Annotated in this window: 12 protein-coding genes; 9 read left to right on the top strand and 3 right to left on the bottom strand. The window is 64.2% G+C overall.

The window, feature by feature from the left end; all coding sequences use genetic code 11:
• The first annotated feature begins 39 nt into the window (after positions 1–39).
• Genes ACFFJ6_RS11965 through ACFFJ6_RS11940 form a run of 6 tightly spaced genes read left to right on the top strand, consistent with a single transcriptional unit; the run spans position 40 to position 7,401 of the window.
• Positions 40–1,134 (top strand): efflux RND transporter periplasmic adaptor subunit, encoded by a 1,095-nt coding sequence (locus tag ACFFJ6_RS11965; protein ID WP_378389648.1) that lies wholly within the window; start codon positions 40–42, stop codon positions 1,132–1,134.
• A complete protein-coding gene (locus tag ACFFJ6_RS11960) occupies positions 1,131–2,204 on the top strand; it encodes an efflux RND transporter periplasmic adaptor subunit (protein WP_378387909.1) in 1,074 nt (357 codons plus the stop codon). Before ACFFJ6_RS11965 ends, ACFFJ6_RS11960 begins: the two co-directional genes overlap by 4 nt.
• The gene (locus tag ACFFJ6_RS11955; protein WP_378387907.1) at positions 2,201–5,257 is read left to right on the top strand and encodes an efflux RND transporter permease subunit; all 3,057 of its coding nucleotides are present in this window, start codon (positions 2,201–2,203) and stop codon (positions 5,255–5,257) included. The genes ACFFJ6_RS11960 and ACFFJ6_RS11955 overlap by 4 nt, the downstream gene beginning before the upstream one ends.
• Complete coding sequence (locus tag ACFFJ6_RS11950) at positions 5,254–5,529, top strand: hypothetical protein (RefSeq protein ID WP_378387905.1); 276 nt, start codon at positions 5,254–5,256, stop codon at positions 5,527–5,529. Before ACFFJ6_RS11955 ends, ACFFJ6_RS11950 begins: the two co-directional genes overlap by 4 nt.
• Before the next feature lie 26 nt (positions 5,530–5,555).
• A complete protein-coding gene (locus tag ACFFJ6_RS11945; RefSeq protein WP_378387903.1) occupies positions 5,556–6,746 on the top strand; it encodes a patatin-like phospholipase family protein in 1,191 nt (396 codons plus the stop codon).
• A gap of 52 nt (positions 6,747–6,798) precedes the next feature.
• Positions 6,799–7,401, top strand: a complete 603-nt coding sequence (locus ACFFJ6_RS11940) for a PepSY domain-containing protein (protein WP_378387901.1) — start codon at positions 6,799–6,801, stop codon at positions 7,399–7,401.
• 45 nt (positions 7,402–7,446) lie between these two features.
• On the opposite strand, the gene ACFFJ6_RS11935 is transcribed toward ACFFJ6_RS11940, so the two are convergent.
• The 3 genes from ACFFJ6_RS11935 to ACFFJ6_RS11925 all read right to left on the bottom strand — a co-directional run bounded on the left by ACFFJ6_RS11935 (position 7,447) and on the right by ACFFJ6_RS11925 (position 11,490).
• Positions 7,447–8,469: an LLM class flavin-dependent oxidoreductase gene (locus tag ACFFJ6_RS11935; RefSeq protein ID WP_378387898.1), complete on the bottom strand. Its 1,023-nt coding sequence runs from the start codon at positions 8,467–8,469 to the stop codon at positions 7,447–7,449.
• Between the two features lie 93 nt (positions 8,470–8,562).
• Positions 8,563–10,551 (bottom strand): adenylate/guanylate cyclase domain-containing protein, encoded by a 1,989-nt coding sequence (locus ACFFJ6_RS11930; RefSeq protein WP_378387896.1) that lies wholly within the window; start codon positions 10,549–10,551, stop codon positions 8,563–8,565.
• 291 nt (positions 10,552–10,842) lie between these two features.
• Entirely contained in the window at positions 10,843–11,490 is a 648-nt protein-coding gene (locus tag ACFFJ6_RS11925) for a TetR/AcrR family transcriptional regulator (protein ID WP_378387894.1), read from the bottom strand.
• Positions 11,491–11,604: 114 nt separating this feature from the next.
• Between ACFFJ6_RS11925 and ACFFJ6_RS11920 the strand changes: the two genes are divergently transcribed.
• The 3 genes from ACFFJ6_RS11920 to ACFFJ6_RS11910 all read left to right on the top strand — a co-directional run bounded on the left by ACFFJ6_RS11920 (position 11,605) and on the right by ACFFJ6_RS11910 (position 17,421).
• On the top strand, positions 11,605–13,143 hold the full coding sequence (locus tag ACFFJ6_RS11920) for an efflux transporter outer membrane subunit (RefSeq protein ID WP_378387892.1): 1,539 nt from the start codon (positions 11,605–11,607) through the stop codon (positions 13,141–13,143).
• 61 nt (positions 13,144–13,204) lie between these two features.
• On the top strand, positions 13,205–14,326 hold the full coding sequence (locus ACFFJ6_RS11915; protein ID WP_378387889.1) for an efflux RND transporter periplasmic adaptor subunit: 1,122 nt from the start codon (positions 13,205–13,207) through the stop codon (positions 14,324–14,326).
• An 11-nt stretch (positions 14,327–14,337) separates the two neighbouring features.
• Positions 14,338–17,421, top strand: coding sequence for an efflux RND transporter permease subunit (locus ACFFJ6_RS11910; RefSeq protein WP_378387887.1), 3,084 nt, complete (start codon positions 14,338–14,340; stop codon positions 17,419–17,421).
• The last annotated feature ends 38 nt before the right edge of the window (positions 17,422–17,459 follow it).

The following is a 17,459-nucleotide window of genomic DNA, read 5'->3' as shown; positions in this document are numbered from 1 at the left end:
GAGTCAGTCAATAATACTGAGGGCGGGCCGATTGATGGAATGGGTCGTTTTTGCATGCTCTCTTCGTTCCGGATCATCCTGCTGGCGCTTCTCGCGTTGAGCCTGGCGGGCTGCGGGGGCGAAAAATCCCAGCCCGCGCGCCAGCACATGCTGGTCAAGACCGAAGTGGTCCAGCTGCAGCCCTGGCAAACCGTCATCCGGCTGACGGGCGACGTGCAGGCGCGGGTCAGCACTGAATTGTCGTTCCGGGTCAGCGGTCGGGTAACCGAGCGGCTGGTCGACGTCGGGGCCCATGTGAACGCCGGAGACGTGCTGGCGCGGATCGATCCCACCGAACAACAGGCAGATCTCGCCGGGTCTCAGGCTGCGGTCGCTGCGGCCGAGGCGCAGCTGCGGGTCGCGAAAGCCAATTTCGAGCGCCAGAAATCGCTGATCGACAAGGGCTTCACCACCCGCGTCGCATTCGACCAGGCGCAGGAGTCGCTGCGCACCGCCGAGGGCTCTCTGGAGACCGCCAAGGCGCAGCTCGGCAATGCAACCGACGCCTTGAGCTACACCGAGCTGCGCGCTAGCGCCTCCGGCATCATCACTGCCCGCAACATCGAAGTTGGTCAGGTCGCCCAGGCGGCTCAATCGGCTTACACGCTGGCCGAGGATGGCGCGCGGGATGCCGTGATCGACGTCTACGAGTCGATCTTCCTGACGCCGTGGGAGGGGCGAAGCGCCAAACTGACGCTGCTGTCCGATCCGTCCGTCACCGCGATGGCGACGCCGCGCGAGATCTCGCCGACCGTCGACCCGAAAAGCGGCTCGGTGCGCGTCAAGATGTCGATCATCGATCCGCCCCCGGCGATGACGCTCGGCAGCGTGGTCGTTGCGGAAGGGCGAAGCAAGCCGGTCCAGCGGATCGTCGTTCCCTGGAGCGCTTTGACCTCGGATGCCAATGGACCCGCCGTCTGGGTGGTGGATCCGCAGAGCCACGCGGTGTCTTTGAAGAGCATCGTCGTTCAGACATACGAGACCAATTCGGTTGTTGTCGCCAATGGTCTGGCGCCCGGTGACCGCGTCGTGACGGAGGGCGGCAAACTGCTGCGCCCGGCTCAAGTCGTCACCTACGACGGGGTGAACGCATGACGACGCTTCGAATAGTCGGCGTCGCCGTCGCCTGTGTGCTGGTCGCCGGCTGCGGCAAGAAGGCTGAGCATCCGGAGCCGATCCGGCCGGTGCTCTCGACGGTGGTCGCACCGCTGGAGGCGACCAGCCTTGCGGTGGTCGGCACCGTCGAGCCGCAGTTCAGGACCGATTACGGATTCCGCATGCTGGGGCGCCTGATCGCCCGGCCGGTCAACATCGGCGACACGGTCGAAAAGGGCCAACTGCTCGCGGCGGTCGATCCGTTTGCGGCCGAATTGTCGGTGCGATCGGCGCTGGCCGATCTGTCGACCGCGCAAGGTCAGTTTGCCAATGCCAGCGCGACGGCCGATCGCCAGCGCACGCTGATCGAGTCCGGAGCTACCACCAAGGCGACGCTCGACTCCGCCGAGCAGAGCAGTGCGGCCGCGCAGGCCGCGGTGACGCGCGCGCAATCCAATCTGACCAAGGCGCGCGAGCAGCTCAGCTACACCAAGCTCGAAGCAGAGTACGCCGGCGTCGTCACGGCGGTCAGCGTGCAGGTCGGCCAGATCGTCAATCCCGGTCAGACGGTGGTGACGGTCGCAAGACCGGATATCCGCGAGGCGGTGATCGACGTCGCGGACGAACTCGCCGGCATGCTCAAGATCGGCACGCCGCTGACGGTGAAGCTGCAGCTCGATCAGCAGATCCAGACCGGAGGCAAAGTGCGCGAAGTTGCGCCGCAGGCGGACCCCGTCACCCGTACGCGCCGCGTTCGTATCACCCTGATATCGCCACCTGACACATTCCGGCTCGGCTCGACCATCACCACGCTGATCCCCGGCAAACCGCGGCGCGGCTATCTGCTGCCGGCGACGGCGATCCTGACCGAGAATGGTCAGTCCAGCGTCTGGGTGATCGATCCGGCCACCAAGTCGGTCCACAAGCGCAAGGTGCAAGTCGCGCAGAGCGACGACGGTTCGGTCGAGGTGACCGAAGGAATCAACGCGGGCGAGCGCGTGGCGAGAGCGGGGGTGCATCAACTTAAGGAGGGCCAGCGCGTCCGCCTCGAAGGGGAACCGCAAGCGTGAAGAAGTTCAACCTCTCCGACTGGGCTCTGCACCATCGTTCGATGGTGTGGTACTTCATGATCGCCTTCATGGCGGCCGGCCTGTTTTCGTATCTCGAACTCGGCCGTGAAGAAGATCCGGCATTCACGATCAAGACGATGGTGATCCAGGCCAAATGGCCCGGCGCCTCCGCCGAAGAGACGACGCGCCAAGTCACCGATCGGATCGAGAAGAAGCTCGAGGAGCTGGAGTCGCTCGACTACACCAAGAGCATCACCACCGCTGGCGAGACCACGGTGTTCGTCAATCTGCGCGACACTACCAAGGCACGGGACGTCGTTCCGACCTGGGTGCGCGTGCGCAACATGATCAATGACATCAAGGGCGACTTCCCGCAGGGCGTCGTTGGTCCGGCCTTCAACGACCGTTTCGGCGACGTGTTCGGCAATATCTACGCCTTCACGAGCGACGGCCTTACGCAGCGCCAGCTCCGCGACCAGGTCGAGGACGTCCGCGCCAAGGTATTGCAGGTGCCCAATGTCGGGCGCGTCGATATCGTCGGCGCCCAGGACGAAGTGATTTATCTGGAATTCTCGCCGCGCAAGCTGGCGGCGCTCGGGCTCGACCAGCGCTCGATCATCTCGTCGTTGCAGGCCCAGAACGCCATCACGCCGTCGGGTGTGCTGCAGGCGGGGCCGGAGCGCGTCGCGGTCCGCGTCAGCGGGCAGTTCACGTCGGAAGAGAGCCTCAAGGCGATCAATTTGCGGGTCAACGACCGGTTCTTCCCGTTGACCGAGATCGCCACCATTCACCGCGGCTATATCGATCCGCCGACGTCGCTGTTCAGGTTCAAGGGCGAGCCGGCGATCGGGCTGGCGATCGGCATGAAAGCTGGCGCCAACCTGCTGCAATTCGGCGAGGCGCTCAAAGAGAAGATGAAGCTGATCTCCGCCGATCTTCCGGTCGGCGCCGAAGTCCATCTGGTCTCGGATCAGCCGCAGATCGTCGATGAAGCTGTATCGGGGTTTACCCGTGCGCTGTTCGAGGCGGTCGCGATCGTGCTGGCGATCAGCTTCATCAGCCTCGGCCTGCGCGCCGGCCTGGTGGTGGCGATTTCGATTCCGCTGGTGCTGGCGATCACCTTCCTGGTGATGTCGTATTCCGACATTTCGCTGCAGCGGATTTCGCTCGGCGCGCTGATCATCGCCCTGGGTCTTCTCGTCGACGACGCCATGATCGCGGTCGAGATGATGGTGGCGCGGCTTGAAATCGGCGACTCCCTGGAGAAAGCGGCGACCTACGTCTACACCTCGACCGCGTTTCCGATGCTCACCGGCACGCTGGTGACGGTGGCGGGTTTCATTCCGATCGGCCTGAACAGCAGCGCCGCCGGTGAATTCACCTTCACGCTGTTCGTCGTCATCGCGGTGTCGCTGATCACGTCGTGGATCGTCGCGGTGCTGTTCACGCCACTGCTCGGCGTCACCATCCTGCCGAAGAAGATGAAAGGCCATCACGAGACCAAGGGGTGGTTCTCGAGGGCCTTCACCCGCGCGCTGACATTCTGCATGACCTGGCGGTGGCTCACCATCGGCGTCACGGTGGCGGCGTTCGCGCTGTCGATCGTCGGAATGGGCTTCGTGCAGCAGCAGTTCTTTCCGTCTTCGGATCGCAACGAACTGATCGTCGACTGGAATCTGCCGCAGAACAGTTCGATCGCCGAGACCAGCGCGCAGATGGCGCAGTTCGAGCGCGAGGTGCTGCAAGGCAAGGACGGCATCGATCACTGGTCGACCTATGTGGGTCAGGGAGCGCCGCGTTTCGTGCTGTCGTTCGACGTGCAGCCGGCCGATCGGGCGTTCGGTCAGATGGTGATCGTCACCAAGAGCCTCGCCGATCGCGATCGGCTGCAACCCGAGCTGCAGGCCTATCTGAAGAAGACGTTCCCCGGCACGGATGCGCTGGTGAAGCTGCTGGATATCGGCCCGCCGGTGGGCCGGCCGATCCAGTATCGCGTCAGCGGGCCTGATATCGGCAAGGTCCGCGAATTGTCTCGGCAACTCGCTGGCATCATGGCGACCAATCCGCACCTTGGCGACGTGGTGTACGACTGGATGGAGCCGGGGCGGGTCGTCAAGGTGAACGTCCTGCAGGACAAGGCGCGGCAGCTCGGCATCACTTCCGAGGACATCGCGTCGACCTTGAACGGCATCCTCGACGGCACTTCGGTCACTCAGGTTCGCGACGACATCTATCTCGTGAACGTGCTGGGTCGCGCCAATGCGGCGGAGCGTGGGTCGATCGAGACGCTGCGTAACCTGCAATTGTCGGGAAGCAGCGGGCAGTCGGTGCCGCTCGCGGCCGTTGCGACGTTCCGCTACGAGCTGGAGCAGCCGACGATCTGGCGACGCTCGCGGCTGCCGACGATCACGCTCAAAGCCGGCATCATCGACGGTGTTCAGCCGGCGACCGTCGTCGATCAGTTGAAGCCGAAGCTGACCGAGTTCCAGGCCAAGCTGCCGTTCGGCTATTCGGCGGTGGTCGGCGGAACCGTGGAGGAAAGCGCCAAGTCGCAGGCGCCGATCGCCGCCGTCGTGCCGATCATGCTGTTCGTGATGGCGACGATCCTGATGGTGCAGCTGCAGAGCTTCCACCGGCTGTTCCTGGTGTTCGCCGTCGCGCCGCTCGCGCTGATCGGCGTCGTCGCCGCGCTGCTGCCCAGCGGCGCGCCGCTCGGCTTCGTCGCGATCCTCGGCGTGCTCGCGCTGATCGGCATTCTGATCCGCAACTCGGTGATCCTCATCGTGCAGATCGAAACGCTGCGGAGCGAGGGCAAGCCGCCATGGGATGCGGTGGCCGAGGCGACGGAGCACCGCATGCGGCCGATCCTGCTGACCGCGGCGGCGGCCAGTCTCGCGCTGATCCCGATCGCCCGCGAAGTGTTCTGGGGGCCGATGGCCTACGCGATGATGGGGGGCATCATCGTCGGCACGGTCCTTACCCTGCTGTTCCTGCCCGCGCTCTACGTCGCGTGGTTCCGTATCAAGATGCCGGAAGAAGGCGCCCATTCATGAAGATGACAGATCATGTTTCATCCTTGCCGCTGTGCCGTGGTGCTCGCGTTCGCATGAGCCCCCTCGGGCGGTCACGTCATCCGAAATACGGCGACCGCGAAGGATTGATCGTCGGGCAGGGCTCGCCGAGCAGCTGGCGCGTAAAGTTCGACGATCGGAAAACGATCCAGGCGATCCATCAGGACTATCTCGAGCGGGTTCCACGTTCGACCCAGCCGCATCATTCTGTGGATACAACAGCCGAACGACACTGCGACGCCTCAAATCCCTAATTGGTTGTCAACCCTTTGGAAGCACCATGCGTCGCATGTCCCGGCCTCTCGTCGTTTCGCTTGTTATCGCCCTGAGTTGGATGCTGGCGGCGTGCGCGTCGCCGCCGCGCGTGCCGTATACGGTTGCCGAGGCGAAGGCTGCGCGCGTCCTCAACATGGACGATCTGCGCCGCTACGCCGACGAGCCGGCCTCGGCTTTCGCCGGGACGAAGCTGGTTGCTGGCCCGCGATACTATCTGGCCTTGTCGGGCGGCGGGGCCGATGGTGCCTATGGGGCGGGATTGCTCAACGGCTGGACCGCGGCCGGCACGCGCCCGAACTTCTCGATCGTCTCGGGCGTCAGTACGGGAGCGCTGATCGCGCCGTTTGCGTTCCTGGGGCCGCAATACGACCCGACCCTGCGTGAGTTCTACACCAGCGGCATCGCCGAGACGCTGTTGGACTCGCCGAACCCGCTGAACGCCATTTTCGGTTCCGGCCTGTTCGGCAACAAGCGCCTGCGCGAGCTCGTGGCGCAGTACATCAGCCAGGACTTCGTTGCTGCGGTCGCGTCCGAATACGCCAAGGGGCGCATGCTCTTCGTGGTCACGACGAACCTGGATTCGCAACGCTCGGTGATCTGGGATCTCGGCCGCATCGCGTCGCTGCAGACACCGGAATCGCTCAACCTGTTCCGCGACGTCGTCGCCGCGTCCGCCAGCCTGCCGGCGGTGTTCCCGCCGATGCTAATCAATGCGGAGGCCGGCAGCGCGCGGTTTCAGGAGATGCATGTCGACGGCGGCGTGATGGCGCCGGTGTTGACGCTGCCGGAGGCCTATCTGCTGCGAAACGCATCGGGCAAGATGCTCGACCTGCAGCTCTACATCCTGATCAACAACAAGATCGAACCGGAATTTCAGGTGGTTCCCGACAGGACGCTCGAGATCGCCGGGCGCTCGTCATCGACGATCGTCAAGACGCAGACGCGATCGATCCTGTACACCACTTATGACTTCGCTCGGCGCAACAAGTTCGGCTTCAACCTCAGCTACATCGAGGCCGATCGTCCGGTGTCGCCTGCCGGCTTCAACACCGCCTACATGCGCGATCTGTTCCAGTACGGCTACGACAAGGCGATGTCGGGCCACGCTTGGGAGAAGGCGCCGCCCGCAGACGCCCCGCCTGCGGCGCCGATGGCCGAGACGAGCCGCGTGCGGCGAGTAGCTGGCGCAAACTAACAAAGTGACCCGGCCGCCGTGACGTGCCGCGTCGAGGATCAACGAGGCGGCGATGTCTTTACGGAGTCTTCTGCTCCCATCTGTTCTGGTGCTGTGTCTGATCGGGCAGGGGATGACCGACGCGCGGGCCGCGCGCGAAACCGAGGCTGTTGATCGTGCGCCCGGTGCCGGCGCTTCCGAGCCCGAGCTGGTCGTCGGATCAATCCCGTCGGGAACGGATCTCGTGGCGATGGTCGAGCGTCAGCTCGGCGGCGCGCGTGTGTACGACGTGGCGTTGAACGATCAGGGCGGAGCGCCATTCTTCGAGATCAAGTCCATCAAGGACGGCAACGTCTGGGATACGGTGGTCGACGTGAAGACGCGCCAGGTGATCAGCTCGATGGTCGTGATGCCGGTGGCGGAATTGCAGGGCGACGACAAGCGCAACGTCGAGGCCTTTGAGCGATCGCGCATGCCGCTCACCGAGGCGATCGGGATCGCCGAGAAATACGGCGCGGGGCGGGCGGTCAGCGCGGGGCTTCACTTCACCGACAACAGGCTGGTGATCGTCGTCGATGTCGTGTCCAACGGCGCCTTGAAGGAAATCCAGGTCGAGCCGGACAAGCGCCCCGCGCGCGAACGCTCGCGCGACGGCCGGCAGCGAAGCCCGCGCTGAGCGGGGCCGCCGGATCGCCCGAGGTCGAAGGCTGCCGCAGAGCGATCAGCGCCAGCCGAGCGCCGGCGCGACGTGGGTGAGGATCGCCTCGATCACGTGCGCGTTGTAGTCGACGCCGAGCTGGTTCGGCACGGTCAGCAGCAGCGTGTCGGCCTCGGCGATGGCCTCGTCCTGCTTGAGCTGTTCGATCAGCTTGTCCGGCTCCGCCGCGTAGGAGCGGCCGAAGATCGCCCGGGTCTGCGCATCGAGATAACCGACCTGATCCTGCTGCCCACCTTCGCCGCCGAAGTAAGCGCGGTCGCGATCGTCGACCAGGGCGAAGATGCTGCGGCTGACCGAGACGCGCGGAGTCCGCGTGTGGCCGGCTTCCCGCCATGCCGCCCGATAGGCGCGGATCTGTGCCGCCTGCTGGACGTGAAACGGCTCGCCGGTCTCGTCGTTTTTCAGCGTTGAACTCTGCAGGTTCATGCCGAGCTTGGCGGCCCACACCGCCGTGGCGTTGGAGCCGGCGCCCCACCAGATGCGGTCGCGCAGCCCTTCGGAATGCGGCTCGAGCCGCAGCATCCCGGGCGGGTTGGGAAACATCGGCCGCGGGTTCGGCTTGGCGAAGCCTTCGCCGCGTAGCACGTCGAGCAGAACTTCGGTGTGGCGACGGCCCATGTCGGCGTCGCTCTGTCCTTCGGCCGGTTGATAGCCGAAATAGCGCCAGCCATCGATCACCTGCTCGGGCGAGCCGCGGCTGATGCCGAGCTGCAGGCGGCCGCCCGCGATCAGGTCGGCGGCGCCCGCATCCTCCGCCATGTACAGCGGGTTCTCGTAGCGCATGTCGATCACAGCGGTGCCGATCTCGATGCGGCTGGTCTTGGCACCGATCGCGGCGAGCAGCGGAAACGGCGAGGCGAGTTGCCGGGCGAAATGATGCACGCGAACATAGGCACCGTCGGCGCCGAGCTGCTCGGCAGCCTGCGCCAGCTCGATCGATTGCAACAAGGCATCGGCCGCCGAGCGCGTGCCGGATTGCGGCGACGGCGACCAATGGCCGAACGAAAGAAAGCCGATCTTTTTCATATGGGAGGGGCCTCGAAGGTTTGAGGCCCTAGATAGGCAGTTTCCCGACGTTGGGAAGTCGTGCCTGCAATGCGAGCGCGGCGACCGGCGACCTCAGGCGTTATCGAGATCCTCGACCACTTTGGCGAGCGTCTCGCGCACCTCTCCGCGATCGGCCGCGGCCGTGTCGATGAACAGCCGCATCCCGGGCAATTCCTTGCGGATCACGGCGGTCGGCGCCACGGCCTTGACGCCGCGCACCGCATAGGCGCGCACCGGCTCGCCGAAGCCCTTCACGCTCAACGCCGGACGTTCTTCGGCATCGATCATCTCGTTCACCAGCGACCAGGTGACGTGCGAGATCAGGATCGACCCCGGCTCGCAGCTCTGCTCGAGCCGGGACGTCAGGTTCACTTCGCCGCCCACGATGGTGTAGTCCATCCGGTCCGGGCTGCCGAAATTGCCGACCGTGCAATAGCCGGTGTTGATGCCGATGCGGGCGCGGAACGGACGCTCCGCACCGGTCTCCATCCACTCGGCTTCCAGCTGCTTCAGCTTCTGCTGCATCTCGATCGCCATCATGACGCAGGCGATCGCGTCCTCCTTGACGCCGCGGCTTTCCGGGTCGCCGAAGAAGGCGAGCACCGCGTCGCCGACATATTTGTCGATGGTGGCGCCGTGCTTGAGCGCGATCTGCGCCATCTCGGCGAGATAGCGATTGAGCATCGCGGTGAGGTCTTCGGACTCGAGCTTGTCGGTGGTCGCGGTGAAGTTGGCGATGTCCGACAGAAAGATCGTCAACTTCTTGCGCTTCGAAGCGATCTCGGCGACCTGGCGGCCGCTGAAAATCGAGGAGTAGACCTGCGGCGACAGATACTTCGACAGCGCGGCCGAGAGTCCTTCGAGACTGCGGTTGCGGTTTTCCAGTTCTTCGGTGCGCTGCTTCACCATGGAGTCGAGATACTCTTCGCGGGCCGCGACCTGGCCGGCCATGCCGGTGAACACCCGCGCCAGTTGCCCGAGTTCGTCGCGGCGCCTCAGCACTGGCGACAGCAGCTTGGGGTCGAATTTATGTGCTTCCAGCGCAGCGGCGGCGCGGGTGATCCGGCGCAACGGCGCCGATTGATAGCGCGCCACGGCGATCGACAGCAGGATGCCGATTGCGGCGATCGCCGAGGCGGTGACGGCGGCGATCTCGGCCTGGCTCTGCACGGTCGCCCACACCCGGTTCATCGGCAGCCGCACCAGCGCCGCACCGACGATTTCCTTCTGCTCGTTCCGCACCGGCGCGATGACGCTGAGATTGTTGCGGCTCTCGACATGGCGCGTCTGTCCGTCGGCGATCACCAGCTGGACCGGGCCGAGCTCCTTCTGGTTCGGTCCGTCCCGCAGATTGGCGCCGTAGACGCCAGGTCCGACCAGCGCGTCGAGCTTGCGATCGAACACCCAGACCGCGTCGATGTCGCCGTCGGCGAGCAGATTCTCGACCGTACGCGGCAGCCCGACTTTCTGGGTGAGCTGCTCGAGAAATTTCGCACTGCGGCCGACCTGGATGATCCGCGGCTTGTCGATGCCGCCGACGCCGACGTACTTGAAGTGCTCGTTGTCGATATCGCGCTTGCGGGCTTCCTGGTTGACGACTTTCTGTTTGCCGTCCAGCAGATCGTGAAATGCATAGGCCTGCGGCTGGACTTGCGGCGAGTTGCTGAAGGTGAAATCGACGCCTGGCATGCTGTGCAAATAAGCATGGCCGTTGTCGTCGGTGATCCAGATCTCGTCGAGCGTCGTGTCGTCGGTGATGCTCTTCAGCCGGCGATTGATTTCCTCCGGCGGCATGCCGGCACGTTCCGCTGCCTCGACGAAGTGCCCGAGAATGGTGCCTTGCGCCACCATCTCCTGGGCGAGGATCGATTCCACTTCGGTCGGGATCGAACTGGCGAGGCTGGCGCTGCGCGCGAGCAGCCGCGCGACCTTTTCGCCGGACGCCTCCGCCTCGGTGATGATGGCGCGCCGTGTCGTCCAGGTCAGCAGCGCCGCGGTGACCAGCGTTGCGCTGACGGTCAAGACGGTGACGAGAAGAACCAGGCGTGTGGTGAATTTCATCGAAGAACCTGTTCTTGCCGCTCGTGCGCGAGGTCACGAGGCGAAGAGCCGCAAAGCGTTTGGAAACGACGAGGCACAGGCTCGTATTGCGACGAGGGAACTATCGTCGGGGGTGGATCGCGCTGTCAATCATTCGACCGGCGCACACGACCGCCATGCTGCGGCGTCTTGGCTCACGCCTAGGCCTCAGGCGCGAACCGGAATCAGAGCCGGGACGCCGGGCCGTTGAAGCGAGGCGTTTTCCGCACCCGAACGCCCTGCGATTGTGCGAACGCGCTCAGCATGGACGCTTCATGGCGTCGAAGATCGCGGCATCGAATAGTGCCCGATGAACATGGCGATGCTGCTGCGCGCCAGTTCTCGACTCTTTTCCTTCGACTTCCCGGGCAGGCAAAGCGCCCCGCGTAACTCAAGGTCGCCGCTGACCAGGAAGATGAATTGTTCGGCGGCAATCTCCGCATCCGGAATTTTCAAGCGACCCGTATCCGAAAGGCTTTGCAGATACGCAGCGGTGTCGCGGATCGCGGCCCCCGGGCCTTCTTCGAAGAAAATCTGAGCCAAACGCGGGAAGCGCGCCGCGACGGGGACGATGATCCGGTAAATGGCAGGAACGTCGTTCTCGCTGAACAGCTTCCGAAGATTCGTCGCCAGCTTCTCCAACTCCTCGGCCCAGGCCTCCGCGAGTGGGTCGGGGCGATAGAAGCTGGCGCCGATCGTCTGGCATTCGAACCGGATCAGGGCCTCGAACAGGTCCTCCTTGTTTTCGAAATGCGCATAAAGCGTCGCCTTCGACACTCCCGCGTGCCGGGCGATCGCATCCATCGAGGCGGCATCGAAGCCGGCGTCGAGAAATATCACCCGCGCGGCATCGAGGATCTGCTGCGCTTTTGGCCGCAGATGGCGAACGCGGCCTTGGCCATAGGACACCACAACGGTCATCGGCGTGGCGAAATTGAATTGAACTGAACGGTTCGGTTCATATTGACTCCCCCAAAAGTGCGGTCTAACCATAAACTGAACTGTACAGTTTAGTTTCTAAAAGTTTCGGCCGCCATGATTCTAAAGAAGCACGAGGCTAGCGCGTTCGGGTTGTGGGCGGGGAGGGCTGCCAGTCAGGTCTCCCTGCTGCTGCTGGCGGGGTGCATGGCCGGGCCCGACTTTGTCCCGCTGGAGGCCCCTGCGGTTACCGGGTACGTCAGGGAAACCAGCCTGCCGCCAACCAGTTCGGCGGAGACGCATGCCGGGGAGGCGCAGGCCTTCAGTACGGGCCGCGATCTGCCCGGGGACTGGTGGTCGATCTTTCGCAACCGGCAGATCAACGACTTCGTCGCCGAGGCGATCCAGAACCATCCCGACATCGCAGGGGCGCAGGCCGCGCTGCGGGCCGCCCGCGAGAATGTGCTGGCCGAACAGGGGGCGCTGTTTCCCCAGATCTCCGCGAGCAGCAGTGCGACCCGGGAGTTGGTGTCGCCCGCCACGCTCGGCCAGACCGGCTCGGGCAGCCTGTTCAATCTCTACAATGCCAATGTCAGCGTCAGCTACGCGCTCGACGTCTGGGGCGGCACGCGCCGCCAGATCGAGGCGCTGCAGGCGCAGGCGGACTATCAGCGCTTCCAGCTCGAAGCGAGCTATCTCAGTCTCACCGCGAACGTCGTGACGGCGGCGATCAATGACGCCTCGCTTCGGGCCCAGATCGACGCCACCAACGACATCATCAAGTCGGAGCAGGAGCAGCTCACGCTCGTCCAGCGTCAGTTCGACCTCGGCGCGGTGGCGCGCTCGGACGTGCTGTCGCAGCAATCGACCTTGGCCCAGACGCAGGCGACCTTGCCGCCTCTGGAAAAGCAACTGGCGCAGCAGCGCAATCAGTTGATGGCCTATCTTGGACGGCTGCCCAGCCAGGATCGGGGCGAGCACGTCAGCCTTGCCAGTCTGACGCTACCGCGCAATCTGCCGGTCAGCGTGCCGTCCGCGCTGGTGCGCCAGCGACCCGACATCGCTTCGGCCGAGGCCAGTTTGCACAAGGCGACCGCCACCGTCGGCGTCGATATCGCCAATATGCTGCCGCAGGTGAAGATCACCGGCAGTTTCGGCGGCTCCAGCCTGACACCCGACAAGCTGTTCTCGCCGAGTTCGGCGGCCTGGAGCGTCGCGGGCAGCGTCGCCCAGACGGTGTTCGACGGCGGCACGCTGTTCCACGACAAGGAGGCGGCGATCGCGCTGCGCGAGCAGGCCTTCGCCAGCTACAAGAGCACGGTGATCACGGCGTTCCAGAACGTCGCGGACTCGCTGCGCGCCATTCAGGCCGATGCCAAAACGCTGAAAGCACAACTCGCCTATGAGCGCGCCGCTCAGGACAATCTGAAGATCGCGCGCTCGCAGTACCTGTCCGGCGCCGTGACCTATCCTTCCGTGCTCACCGCGCAGCAGAACTATCAGCAGGCGGTCATCGCCCGCGTCAAGGCACAAGCGTCGCGCTTCAGCGACACGGCGGCGTTGTACCAGGCGCTCGGCGGCGGCTGGTGGAATCGCATGGATGAGACCGCGCAGGCCGTCCCTCGCACGCGGGCGGGCTTGTTTCAGGATCATTGATCGGATCGTCCGCGAAGACTGAGCGCCAGCCGCTGATCGCCGGCGGACAGGAGAGATACGAATGAAGAAACGTATGATCATCATGCTGGCCGCCGTCGGCCTCGTGTTCGGCGCGCTGTATGGCTTTCAGACGTTCAAGGCGAGCATGATCAAGCAGGCGCTCGCCTCGCTACGCGATCCGCCGCAGACCGTGGCGACGACGCAGGCCACGATGACGCCCTGGCAGACCACCATCAAGGCGGTCGGCAGCGTGCGCGCCGAGAAGGGCGCCGACCTGGCGCTCGAGACCTCCGGAACGGTGACCGAGCTGAACTTCAAGTCAGGCGATGATGTTCGGGAAGGTCAGGTGCTGATGCGGCTGCGCGCCGATGACGATATCGCCAATCTCGACTCACTCAAGGCGACGGCCGATCTCAATGGGATCGTCCTCAGGCGCGATCAGGAGCAGATCAAGATCCACGCCGTCAGCCAGGCCACGATCGACAGCGATGCCGCCAACTTGAAGAAAGCCATCGCCCAGGTGGCGCAGCAGCAGGCAATCGTCAACAAGAAGATCCTGACGGCGCCATTCTCGGGTCGGCTCGGGATTCGCTCGGTCGATCTCGGCCAATATGTCAGCGCCGGCACCACAGTGGTCACGCTGCAGTCGCTCGACCCGGTATTTGTCGATTTCTATCTGCCGCAACAGGCGCTCGCCAACGTCAGGTCGGGGCAGAGCGTGAAGGCGCGCGTCGATACGTACCCCGACGCCGCCTTCGACGGTACCATCACCGCGATCAGTCCGAAGGTCGATAGTACATCGCGCAACGTTCAGGTGCGGGCCGAGTTCGCCAATGCCGACCATCGGCTCGTCCCGGGCATGTTCGCCACCGTGGAGATCCTGATCGGCGATCCCGCTGGATTCGTGACCCTGCCGCAGACCGCCATCAGCGAGAATCCCTATGGCGACGTCGTTTTCCTGGTCGAGAAAAAGGACGGCTCCAGCACCGGACTGGCCGTGAAGCAGGTGTTCGTCAAAACCGGCGAGACACGCGGCGATCAGATCGCCGTCACCTCCGGCGTACAGGCGGGCGATCAGGTGGTGATCGCCGGGCAGATGAAGCTGCACAACGGTTCGCAGGTCAAGGTGAACAACGCCGTCGTCCCGACGGATGACGCCAATCCCACGATCGTCGACCGCTGAGCGGAGCTCCCATGGCGTCCTTCACCGACATCTTCATCCGCCGGCCTGTGCTGGCCATCGTGGTCAGCGTGATGATCCTCGTGCTCGGCTTGCGCGCGATGAGCGGGATGCCGATCCTGCAATATCCACGGACGCAGAATGCGATCGTCACGGTGACCACGTCCTACCCGGGCGCCGATCCCGATGTCGTCGCCGGCTTCATCACGCAGCCCTTGGAGAACGCCGTCGCCCAGGCGAACGGGATCGACTACATGACGTCGACCAGTACGACGGGCACGAGCACCATCTCGATCAACCTGCGGCTCAACTACGACACCGGCAAGGCGCTCACCGAGATCAACACCAAGGTCAATTCGGTGCTCAACCAGTTGCCGTCCGGCACCCAGCAGCCGGTCCTGACCGTGAAGGTCGGGCAGACGATCGACTCGATGTATATCGGTTTCCGCAGCGACGTGATCGCGAGCAACCAGATCACGGACTATCTGCTGCGCGTGGTGCAGCCGAAGTTGCAGTCGGTGGAGGGCGTGCAGACGGCCGAATTGCTCGGCAGCAAGACCTTCGCGATGCGGGCGTGGCTCGATCCGATCCGGCTCGCGGCCTACGGGGTGACGGCGAGCGACGTCTCGACCGCGCTCAGTAACAACGACTACATCGCGAGCCTCGGCAACACCAAGGGCCAGATGGTGCAGGTCAACCTGACAGCGTCCACCAGCCTGCACAGCGTGGACGAGTTCAAGAAGCTGATCGTCAAGCAGGCCAACGGCGCGATCGTTCGGCTGCAGGACGTCGCCAACGTGACGCTCGGCTCGGACGACTACGAATCCGCCACGATGTTCAATGGGCGGCAGTCCGTCTACATCGGAATCCAGATCGCGCCGACCGCCAATTTGCTCGACGTCATCAAGGGTGTGCGCGCGGCGCTGCCCGGGATCGAACAGCAGTTACCCAACGGGCTGACGATGGGGGTGATCTACGACAGCTCCGAGTTCGTCAACAGCTCGATCAGCGAAGTGATCCATACGCTGGTGGAGGCGCTGGTGATCGTGACGCTGGTGGTGTTCGCGTTCCTCGGGTCGTGGCGCTCCGTATTGATTCCGGTGATCGCGATCCCGCTGTCGCTGGTCGGCACCTTCCTGATGATGCTGGTGTTCGGCTTCAGCATCAATCTGCTGACGCTGTTGGCGCTCGTGCTCGCGATCGGGCTTGTCGTCGATGATGCGATCATCGTGGTGGAGAGCGTCAATCATCATATGGAAGAGGGGATGACCGCGCGCCAGGCGGCGTTCGCCGCCGCGCGGCAGCTCGCCAATCCGATCATCGCGATGACCGTCGTGCTGATCGCCGTGTACGTTCCGATCGGCTTCCAGGGCGGCCTCACCGGCGCGCTGTTCACCGAGTTCGCCTTCACGCTGGTGGGCGCGGTGACGATCTCGGCCATTGTCGCGCTGACGCTGACGCCGATGATGTCAGCCAACATGCTCAAGCCGGTGGATCACGCCGGCGGCGATCTCGAATCCCGCATGGTGCTCGCGGTCGACCGGGTGATGGGGCGGGTGACGGCCGCATATTCCCGCTCGCTTGCCGGCGCGCTGAATTATCTTCCGGTGATCACGGTGTTCGCCGTTCTGATCCTGGGCAGCGTGTACTGGCTCTACACCTCTTCGCAGAGCGAACTCGCCCCGGAAGAGGATCAGGGCATTATCCTGGCGCAGAGCGTGTCTGCGCCGGATGCGACCCTGCAGCAGAAGCTGCTCTACACCCAGCAGGCGTACGAGACGTTCAAGAAGCATGCCGAGACTGAGGCGGTGTTTCAGGTGGAGGCGCAGAGCACCAGCATCGCGGGTTGGGTGCTCAAGCCGTGGGATCAGCGCGGGGCGACGACGAAGACGCTTCAGCCGATGATCCAGCAGGAGCTGAACGAGATCGCCGGTCAGAAGATCGTCGCGTTCCAGCAGTCGCCGCTGCCGGGGTCGAACGGTCTGCCGATGCAGGTTGTGATCGGCACTTCCGACGGCTTCGACAAGCTCAACAGCGTCGCCGACAAATTCATGCAGGACGCGCTGAACACCGGCCTGTTCATCTTCCTTAATAACGATCTGAAGATCGACCAGCCGCGCGCCTCGGTCGTCATCGATCGCGAGAAGACCTCGTTGCTCGGTCTCAAGATGAGCGACGTCGGCTCCGCCTTGTCCAGCCTGCTGGGCGGTGGCTATGTGAACTACTTCAGCCTCGACGGACGCTCCTACAAGGTGATTCCGCAGGTGAAACAGGAGGCGCGGCTGAACACCGACCAGGTGCTCGATTATTATATCCGTGCGTCTGATAACACGATGGTGCCGCTGTCAACGGTCGCGCGCATTCAGAAGAAGACCGTTCCGGAATCGCTCAATCACTTCCAGCAGGTCAATGCCGCAACGATCGCGGGCGTCGTCGCGCCGGGAATCGCGACCGGCGATGCGATTGCGGCCTTGAAGGATCTGGCCAAGCGCACCCTGCCGGCGGGCTATACGATCGACTTCGGCGGCGCATCCCGGCAGTATGTTCAGGAGAGCGGCGGCTTCGTCACTACCTTCGCGTTCGCGCTGATCGTGATCTTCCTGTCGCTCGCGGCGCTGTTCAACAGTTTCCGCGATCCGATCGTGATCCTGCTGTCGGTCCCGATGTCGCTCGCCGGCGCGCTGATCTTCATCAGCCTTGGTATCGGCGGTGCGAGCATCAACATCTACACCCAGGTCGGCCTGACCACTCTGATGGGCTTGATCAGCAAGCACGGCATCCTGATGCTCGAGGTCGCAAACGAGGAGCAGATCGCCGGCAAATCGAAACGGGACGCGATCATCGCGGCGGCGACGCTTCGCCTTCGGCCGATCCTGATGACCACGGCCGCCATGGTGCTCGGCGTAGTTCCGCTGATCATCGCCTCCGGCGCGGGCGCGTCCGCGCGCTACAATCTCGGGCTGGTGATCGGCACCGGGCTTGCGATCGGAACCCTGTTCACGCTCTACGTGGTCCCTGCGGCCTACGTTCTGTTGGCCAAGATGCATTCGGCCGATGTCGAAGAGGCAACAGCAGAGCCTGTGGTCCATCCGGCGTGATCGGAGCGGCCTGGCCCCATCGGTCCGTTCCGGAGATA

The organism is Rhodopseudomonas telluris, assembly GCF_042432815.1.
Lineage (GTDB): Bacteria > Pseudomonadota > Alphaproteobacteria > Rhizobiales > Xanthobacteraceae > Rhodopseudomonas > Rhodopseudomonas telluris.
Note: the sequence above shows the minus strand (reverse complement) of the source record. Positions and strands in the feature narration are given on the sequence as shown.